At 60.5% G+C, this 7,933-nt stretch carries 7 protein-coding genes and 4 pseudogenes; 5 read left to right on the top strand and 6 right to left on the bottom strand.

From position 1 onward, the window contains the following. From EOA29_RS18095 to EOA29_RS18090, 3 genes are all read right to left on the bottom strand, one after another. On the bottom strand, positions 1 to 1,324 hold a 1,324-nt coding region (locus EOA29_RS18095; RefSeq protein ID WP_145969695.1), incomplete at its 3' end, for an AAA family ATPase. 26 nt (positions 1,325 to 1,350) lie between these two features. Beyond that, the gene (locus EOA29_RS41485; RefSeq protein ID WP_189478920.1) at positions 1,351 to 1,518 is read right to left on the bottom strand and encodes a hypothetical protein; all 168 of its coding nucleotides are present in this window, start codon (positions 1,516 to 1,518) and stop codon (positions 1,351 to 1,353) included. A 160-nt stretch (positions 1,519 to 1,678) separates the two neighbouring features. Next, positions 1,679 to 2,254: a hypothetical protein gene (locus tag EOA29_RS18090; protein WP_189478919.1), complete on the bottom strand. Its 576-nt coding sequence runs from the start codon at positions 2,252 to 2,254 to the stop codon at positions 1,679 to 1,681. Between EOA29_RS18090 and EOA29_RS18085 the strand changes: the two are divergent. The 4 genes and pseudogenes from EOA29_RS18085 to EOA29_RS18070 all read left to right on the top strand — a co-directional run. Next, a pseudogene (locus tag EOA29_RS18085) lies at positions 2,247 to 3,152 on the top strand (glycine cleavage T C-terminal barrel domain-containing protein); the annotation flags it as partial. The gene EOA29_RS18090 and the pseudogene EOA29_RS18085 sit on opposite strands and share 8 nt — an antisense overlap. 7 nt (positions 3,153 to 3,159) lie before the next feature. After that, complete coding sequence (locus EOA29_RS18080) at positions 3,160 to 3,693, top strand: sarcosine oxidase subunit gamma family protein (protein WP_127221231.1); 534 nt, start codon at positions 3,160 to 3,162, stop codon at positions 3,691 to 3,693. Between the two features lie 59 nt (positions 3,694 to 3,752). Then, a pseudogene (locus tag EOA29_RS18075) lies at positions 3,753 to 3,905 on the top strand (ACT domain-containing protein); the annotation flags it as partial. A gap of 65 nt (positions 3,906 to 3,970) precedes the next feature. Next, a pseudogene (locus tag EOA29_RS18070) lies at positions 3,971 to 4,757 on the top strand (IS3 family transposase); the annotation flags it as partial. 427 nt (positions 4,758 to 5,184) lie between these two features. Here the strand turns inward: EOA29_RS18070 and EOA29_RS43065 are convergent. From EOA29_RS43065 to EOA29_RS18055, 3 genes are all read right to left on the bottom strand, one after another. Continuing rightward, positions 5,185 to 5,598: a TrbI/VirB10 family protein gene (locus EOA29_RS43065; protein WP_245468485.1), complete on the bottom strand. Its 414-nt coding sequence runs from the start codon at positions 5,596 to 5,598 to the stop codon at positions 5,185 to 5,187. Between the two features lie 113 nt (positions 5,599 to 5,711). After that, positions 5,712 to 5,960: a conjugal transfer protein TraD gene (locus EOA29_RS18060; RefSeq protein ID WP_127221230.1), complete on the bottom strand. Its 249-nt coding sequence runs from the start codon at positions 5,958 to 5,960 to the stop codon at positions 5,712 to 5,714. A gap of 4 nt (positions 5,961 to 5,964) precedes the next feature. Then, on the bottom strand, positions 5,965 to 6,288 hold the full coding sequence (locus tag EOA29_RS18055; protein WP_127221229.1) for a conjugal transfer protein TraD: 324 nt from the start codon (positions 6,286 to 6,288) through the stop codon (positions 5,965 to 5,967). Between the two features lie 173 nt (positions 6,289 to 6,461). Here EOA29_RS18055 and traA point away from each other — a divergent pair. After that, positions 6,462 to 7,933: pseudogene (gene traA, locus EOA29_RS18050) on the top strand (Ti-type conjugative transfer relaxase TraA); the annotation flags it as partial.

The following is a 7,933-nucleotide window of genomic DNA, read 5'->3' as shown; positions in this document are numbered from 1 at the left end:
GCTCGTAGCGCCGCTTTGCCTCGTCGGACACAACATCCGCGTCGTCAAGATCGCGCTGCGCTTGACGCAGTTGAATGTTGAGAGCGCGCATCTGGCGCAGCAAGTCGGCATGTGCTGCAAATGTCTCTTGGCCACTTTGACGCCAAGTAAGAAAACGATCGCGAAGCTGCTGCCTCAGCGAATGCGCGACCGAAGCGAAAAGGGGATGGTCAAATGAGCCGACCGGAACTCCTATTTTGGTGAGGAGCCCGCCCAAACCTTCGGTCAACTGGGTCGATTGAGGCGGGTGGAGCGCTACACTGGGTTCGAGGGAGGCAAGGAGCGCGACCACCCCCGGCGGCAGATCTGCGTGGAGCCGATTGGCCAGACTGGCGGCAGTGCCAGCCTTCAGTTGGTCGTCCAATGTGCGGAACGCCTGTTCCACAAGGCCATGATTGGTTAGGAACGGTGCCTCCAGCGGCAGCTTACTAGCGATCTGTGTAGCCAGGGCTTCACGTTGTCGACGAAGGTTCTCAATTCGCGCTCCCATCTTGGAGCGCTCTTCCTCCGAAAGTCCGCTGCGTAGCTTTTTGCGCGCTTCTTCGGCCCGCGCCTTGGCGGTTTCGAGGTCCGCGATCTCCTCTTCTAACGCGATGCGTAACCGTCGCGCGCTCTCGGCACGGGCTTCCTCAGTTTTCTGCTCGCCTTCCATCTCCGTGATGCGGTGACGCACGGTTTCAGGCAGGCCTGCTTTGCGCCGTTCCTTGACATACACATCGAGCTGACGATCGATATCGTTAAGAAAGGAAAGGCCAAGCAGGCGTTCGATCTCCGCACTCTCGCGACCCACATCGGCATCGGCCAGGGATTGGATCTGCTCACCGTCGAAGAAGAAGAAAGGGACCACTTCGTTCGGAAGCAGCGTTTGAAGGCGCGAGTCCGCATCTTCTTCGCTAAGCGTGCGGCCGTTGCGTGTAACTTGGAGCTTTTCGGTGTAGTCGTTGCCCTGACGGGTTAGCGTGAAGGTTCGTTCGGCCGAGTAAGCAGCACCACTTTCTTCCCAAAACAAAGCGACCCGGGCGATCATACCATCGCGGCGACCGTCACGAGGGAAGACGCCGTACCAGCGACCGGGCACCCCGATCATGAATTGTTTTGGATTCAATGGTACGTCGCCGACGCGAATGCGCCGCATGGACTCAGAGTTTGCGCCGAGAAACAACAACTTCGCGGCATTCAACAAGCTCGTCTTTCCGGCACCGTTGCGTCCCGAGACCACGATGATGTTGCGTTCGAGCGTGCACTCGGAAAACTCAATTCGATTGCACTCGCGATAAGCGAACATGTCCTGCACTTCGAATCGGAGAAACCTCACGCGCCACGCGCCTCTACCGCCGCCTCGACAATTTCGGACACCCGCGCAAGCAAGCGCGGCTTCGCTCCCCTTGCGCCCATGTCAGGAAATTCAGACGACAGCTCCAGCAGTGCCACCAGCACGGCCACGCTCACATCATGCTGCGCGGCGGCATGATCGATCAATTTCCGATCCACCTCCATCCCAATCCCCTTCACTATTTGCCGTACTGGTAGCCGCATTTCCGTGTGATGCGCAAGCTACGGAGTAGCAATAGAATATCCGTCTGCCGCTATTGTAGCCGCACCTTTGCAAAAAAGGGGGAGACCGGTAACTTCTCTGGGGTTAGGCGGCGCGCAGGAGAGGCGGTTTGGGCTTGAACAGTGGTGGCACCTTCGACTCTGGCTGTAGGAAGGGCGCCCGCAATCGATTGGGAAGCTCGCCGTTGAGATCTGCCGTCCTGACCCGCATGAGCATGCGAGCACCGCGGAGCGACCACCGCATCTGCTGTGTCTTGACCATCCGCTTGCCGACAAGTGAATTCACTGCCGATTCAGCCAGAGTCGTTGCGACGTGAAGCCCGGCTTGATAGCGCTTGCCATAGTTGACGATCGCGCCGAGGTGCGAACGGATATAGCTTAGGAGCTGCAAGCCGAGGCTTTGAAGGCGGGCCATGGAGAACTCGTTGCCTCCTTGCGAAGCCTTCACCCTCTCCAAGAGTTGCTCCAGATCGGTGATCGCGCGATCGACCCGCCCATGCCACAGGCGCCACTTCACCGCTCTGATGTCACGGTCGATTGCGGGAAACGCTTCAGAGAGACCCGATCGGGATCGAGCCATATGATCGGCGATCTGCTGCATCGGCTGGACCTTCATGGCGATGTGGAACCAGTCGATGATATGGGCAGTCGGCTTCGGCATGCTGCGCGAAGACGGTTTTATCTATGATGACGGTACAACCAGCAGGCTCGACGAGGACCGCTTCTTCATGACGACAACCACCGCCTATGCGGCCGGCGTCATGAACCATCTGGAATTCTGCGCACAGGCGTTGTGGCCGGAGCTCGACGTGAGACTTGCTTCCGTCACCGACCAATGGGCACAGATGGCAATCGCCGGTCCAAAGGCGCGTCTCATTCTCCAAAAGATCGTTGATGAGGATATTTCCAACGATGCGTTCCCGTTTCTGGGAGTCAAAGAAGTCTCGCTATTCGAAGGCAGGCTGACGGGGCGGTTGTTTCGCATCTCCTTTTCCGGCGAACTGGCTTATGAACTGGCCGTACCCGCGGGTTACGGAGAGTCGGTGGCGGATGCCCTGATGGACGCCGGCACGGAACATGGCATCTGTGCCTATGGCGTTGAGACGCTATCGGTACTGCGTATCGAAAAGGGACATGTCACGCACAATGAGATCAACGGCACGATAGTGCCTGGCGATCTTGGTTTCGGCCGGATGGTCTCTCCCACAAAGGCTGATTTCATTGGCAAGCGTATGTTGGAACGCGAAGGCCTCAACGACCCGGACCGCCATCAGCTTGTCGGCATCTTACCGCTCGACCGTACCTCATCGTTTCGCAGCGGCTCGCACATTCTCGAGAAGGGTGCGCCTGCAACGCTGGAAAACGACCAGGGTCACGTCAGTTCGAGCTGCTACTCTCCGCATGTCGGCTCGACCATCGGCCTGGCGCTCGTCAAGCGCGGCGCATCGCGTCATGGCGAGGAAGTGCAGGTGTGGAACGGCATTCGCGACGAGTACACGACCGCGCGACTTTGCAGTCCAACATTTGTCGATCCGAGCAACGAAAAACTGAAAGCCTGAGGTCCCGATGTCCGTATTTGCGATCGAACACCGCGCTGCACTTGACGGCAAGGCCCCCATCAACTCCGTCGGCCTGGTGCTTCATGCCCAGCCGGAAGGTCATGTCTTGCATATCCTATCGACAAAAGCACGGGACGGTTCTGCCGAGGCCTTAATCACCATGATCGGGTGTGATGCCCTCGCTGTGCGGGCCATCTCTCCCGGCCAGTGGTTTATGGTTGGCGACGAACCGATGTTACCGGCCGCGCTTGCTGAATTGGCAAATAGGCTGAAGCCAATTGCCGATGTCGTCGATCAGAGTCACGGCCGTGTGCGCATGGCTATCTCCGGCACAAAGATGTTATCCGTGCTGGCTAAGAGCACGGCAGCTGATCTTTCCAAGATCGCTTTCCCGATTGGCCATGCGACGACGACGCTGTTCGGCCACATCTCCGCACACGTCACGCGCATGTCCGAGAACACTTTCGAACTCATGGCGCTGCGCGGCTTCGCCGAGAGCCTCTGGAACGAATTAGTCGACCTCAGCGCCGAATACTGCTGAATTCAATTTCCATTCAGTGAGGCTAGCCGATCTGGCCGCCCCAAGATGAAAGGACTACCATGACGAATAGCCTGGTCTTGACTGTCACGTGTACGTCGGCGCGCGGCATCGTTGCGGCCATCTCCAGTTATCTGGCTCAAAGCCGCTGCAACATCATCGATAGTTCCCAGTTTGACGGCCTGGACACCGGCCTGTTCTTCATGCGTGTCTCATTGACCTGCTCCCCTGAAATGTCCTCGCTTTGAGGTTATCCTGTCATCCGGATGAGGAGACAGCAATGAAGCGATCGAGATTTTCCGACGAACAGATCATCGGCATTTTGAAGGAGCACCAGGCGGGGCTTTCGGCGACGGAGCTTTGCCGCAAAAACGGCGTGAGCGACGCGACGTTTTACAAGTGGCGCTCGAAGTATGGTGGCATGGACGTATCGGAGGCGAAGCGGCTGAAGAGCCTCGAGGAGGAGAACGGCAAGCTGAAGCGCTTGTTGGCCGATGCCATGCTCGACGTCTCGACCTTGCGCGAGATGCTCGGAAAAACTTCTGACGCCTGGGTCGAGGAGGACCGCCGTGACCTGGGCGATCGAGAACAAGGGCTACTCGCAGCGTCGGGCCTGCGGGCTCGTCGGCATGGAGCCGCGGGTTTACCGCTACCGTCTATCGCGACCAGATGATGCCGGTTTGCGCAAGCGGCTGCGGGAACTGGCGGCTGAGCGACGGCGCTTTGGTTACCGTCGGCTGCATCTGCTCCTGAAGCGCGAAGGGGTGGCGGTGAACTGGAAGAAGGTCTACCGCCTCTATCGCGAGCAGCGGCTGACGGTGCGCAAGCGAGGCGGCCGCAAGCGGGCGCTCGGCACGAGAGCACCGATGGCGATCCCGCAGGATGCCAATCAGCGCTGGAGCCTCGACTTCGTCTCTGACACGCTGACCGACGGCCGTCGCTTCCGGATATTGTGCGTCATCGACGACTTCAGCCGGGAGTGTCTGGCGACCGTCGTCGACAACTCGATCTCGGGCGAACGTGTCACCCGGGAACTCGACATCATCGCCGAGCATCGCGGCTACCCCAACGTGAACAGGGCTAACTTATAGGCGCGGACAAAACGGGGAGCAGGTCAGGCGGTGCGAGTACCTCCGCTACCGCAGCCACCAGCTCGTCGGGATCCGCGCCGGAAGGTTTGCTGGGTGCTGGTATGTCGAAGTTATCCGCGGTGCGGACTGCAGACACGATATCTTGGTCGACGAGAACGCTGAAGTTGTAACTCGGCCGAACTTCGAGCGTCGGCTGCACGTCCATGTTCCGCTGGATGTCCGATCGGCGACACGCCGAAGGTTTCCGTAAAGTTCCGCCGCGTCGCGTCGGATGCCGTGACCTGCATCGCGAGCTTCCAAGTCTCAAGCCGGGCCATGTCGATTCCGCTCCCGATCACGGCGATCAGGATTGCTGATCCGAAGCCTTGGAGCCACTTGCGATGGACCTTTCACGAAACCCGCCTTAGCCTGCCGCATCGGCCCCCCATGCCGCCGATCTGGAGCGAAGACATCGGCGAAGATGACGTCGGAGAATGTGGCTCTGGTCGATTGACACCTTGCTGTCGTAGCTGCCAAACAGCTTTGTGCGTCGAGGTGTCAGCAGGTAGTCTCCGGTGGCGCTGTCATCGACATTCTGGGAAACCTGTGCGGTGATGCGGCCAGGCAGGTCGGAGTTGATGCCGGCGACGTGGGTCGCCGTGATGACGGAACCGCGCTTCGGCTCGTAAGGCGATTGTTGCGGCACGAAGCGGTTCGGAAGATAGCCGAGTTCCTTCGGATCCGTTTTGTGGGGATCCTCCTTGCCTCTTTGGCCGTTGGGATTGACGTTGGCTTCGCCGAGCCCGGCCGCGCTTCCGCAAAATGCCAGTCCGGTCACGAGCCAATTGAGACATTCCACCTCGTTGCACACTGCGTCGGCCGTCGGCGCAACGCGGTCGTGGCTACGCTGTTCGGGGCTTCGCGCCCGCCGGCCGCTTGCACCAACTTTTGCTACGTTTGCGCGCTTGTTCGTTCATCAATCCGCTCCGCATCGAACGCCTGCTTCCCCTTCGCGGCCCATAGGTCCCGCGCATGCTCGCCTTCATGACTTTGTAGCTTGGCGGCGATCCATAGAAGCGCGCCGTATATGGCGGTACGATCATCATTGGTCATCTCGACGATGCCTGCCTTGACGACGAGACCACCGAGTTCGATCAGATGTCGAGTGCGTTTTCGGCGCTTTACCTGCCACGTGCGCATGTCATTACGAGCCTGCGCCGCTTGTCGGCGATTGTGTGCCGCCCGGTTGCGCTGCAGCGCTACGAGGGTTGCGCTGAGATGCCGGAGCAGTTCGCTTGGACCGGCTCTCGAAAAACATCGCTCCACGCTTGGCCCATGCCTCACACTTTGCGGCGTCTTTGGTTTCAGCGATCGCGACCAGCGCGCCGGCGAGTTCTTCAGTGCTGAGCTGATCGGCGCCGGTGGCGATCACCAGTTCGCCAAGCTGCTGCACCTTTCGGTTTTTCAACTCTTTGGCTTTGTCCTCCAGTACCCTCAATTCCGCGTCGAAGTCCCGTGGTTTACGCATGGCTGCCTCCATCTGTGGTCGATGCGGCGATGATAGGGGAGCGGCTGCCGGAAGGCTTCAGAGTTGCCGAGACAGTCCGGGACGTGCTGGTCCATCCCGAGATTTTTTCGAGGGAGGGCGCGCTTATACGTCGTTCCGACGTGCGCATAGCCCGTGCAAATGATCTGATCGCGATGGCGATCTATCATCTTCACGTCAAGGTCATTGGCCGTAAATCCGGGTCCAGCGCGGTGGCGTCCGCCGCGTACCGCTCGGCCTCGCGCCTACGCGACGAGCGCCTCGACCGCAGCCATGATTTTTCCGCCAAGCGCGGCGTCGTCCATTCCGAGGTGATGCTGCCGGAGAACGCGCCAGAATCATGGAGCGACCGCGAACGGCTCTGGAACGATGTCGAGGCTTTCGAGATCAGGAGGGACGCGCAGCTTGCCCGCGAGATCGAATTCGCCATTCCGCGCGAGATGACGCAAGCGCAGGGCATCGAACTTGCCCGCGACTTCGTGCAGGCCGAATTCGTGGATCAGGGCATGATCGCCGACGTCAACGTGCATTGGGATAGGGGTGAGGACGGCATGCCCAAACCCCATGCCCACGTCATGCTGACCATGCGCGCGGTCAACGAGAACGGCTTCGGACGGAAGGTGCGGGACTGGAACCGCATCGAGAAGGTGGAGCTCTGGCGTGAACGCTGGGCCGAGGTCGCCAACGAGCGTCTGGCCGAACTCGACATCGACGCGCGGATCGACCATCGCAGCCTGGAGGCGCAGGGCATCGCGCTTGAGCCGCAAAGCCAGATCGGCGCGCCCGCGCATCGCATCGAGGATCAGGGGATCGAGGCCGATCGCGCGGAGATGCACCGCGAGATCGCGCGCGGCAATGGCGAACGTATCATCGCCAATCCTTCTTTGGCGCTGGACACCATCACGCGTCAGCAATCGACCTTTACGCGCCGCGACATGGCGATGTTCGCGCAGCGGCACAGCGACGGGATCGACCAGTTCAACGGCGTCATGGACGCGATGCGCAGCGCGCCTGTTCTGGTCGAACTCGGCAGGGACGGACGCGGCGTGGATCGTTTCACTACTCGCGACATGATCGAGGCCGAACAGCGCCTACACCGCGCCGCCGAACGCATGGCCGGGAGGGAACGCCATGAGGTAAACGACGCGGATCGCGAAGCGGCGCTGGCGCGTGCGGAGGAACGTGGCCTTCTGCTTTCGGGCGAGCAAGCCGATGCGCTGGCGCATATCACGCACGGTCGCGATCTGGGGATCGTGGTCGGCTATGCCGGAACGGGAAAAAGCGCGATGCTGGGCATAGCGCGGGAGGCATGGCAGGCGGCGGGCTATGAGGTCCGGGGCGCGGCGCTCTCCGGCATTGCCGCCGAAAATCTCGAAAGCGGATCGGGCATCGCGTCGCGCACCATCGCAAGCATGGAACATGGCTGGCAACAGGGCCGCGAGATCCTTACCTCTCGGGATGTTCTGGTGATCGACGAGGCGGGCATGGTCGGCACGCGCCAGTTGGAGCGCGTGTTGTCTCATGCCGCCTAGGCCGGCGCGAAAGTGCTCCTGGTCGGCGATCCGCAGCAGTTGCAAGCCATCGAGGCGGGTGCGGCGTTCCGGTCGGTCCACGAACGTCATGGAGG

It is taken from the genome of Mesorhizobium sp. M1E.F.Ca.ET.063.01.1.1, assembly GCF_003998155.1.
Classification (GTDB): Bacteria; Pseudomonadota; Alphaproteobacteria; order Rhizobiales; family Rhizobiaceae; genus Mesorhizobium.
The sequence above is the reverse complement of the archived record's forward strand: the minus strand, read 5'-3'. Positions and strand labels throughout refer to the sequence as shown.

What these genes read in the sequence shown, in the direction of transcription:
- EOA29_RS18090 (WP_189478919.1), bottom strand. Translation starts at nt 2,254, where the DNA reads ATGCCGAAGCCGACTGCCCATATCATCGACTGGTTCCACATCGCCATG.
- EOA29_RS18080 (WP_127221231.1), top strand. Translation starts at nt 3,160, where the DNA reads ATGTCCGTATTTGCGATCGAACACCGCGCTGCACTTGACGGCAAGGCC.
- EOA29_RS18060 (WP_127221230.1), bottom strand. Translation starts at nt 5,960, where the DNA reads ATGCGCACGTGGCAGGTAAAGCGCCGAAAACGCACTCGACATCTGATC.
- EOA29_RS18055 (WP_127221229.1), bottom strand. Translation starts at nt 6,288, where the DNA reads ATGCGTAAACCACGGGACTTCGACGCGGAATTGAGGGTACTGGAGGAC.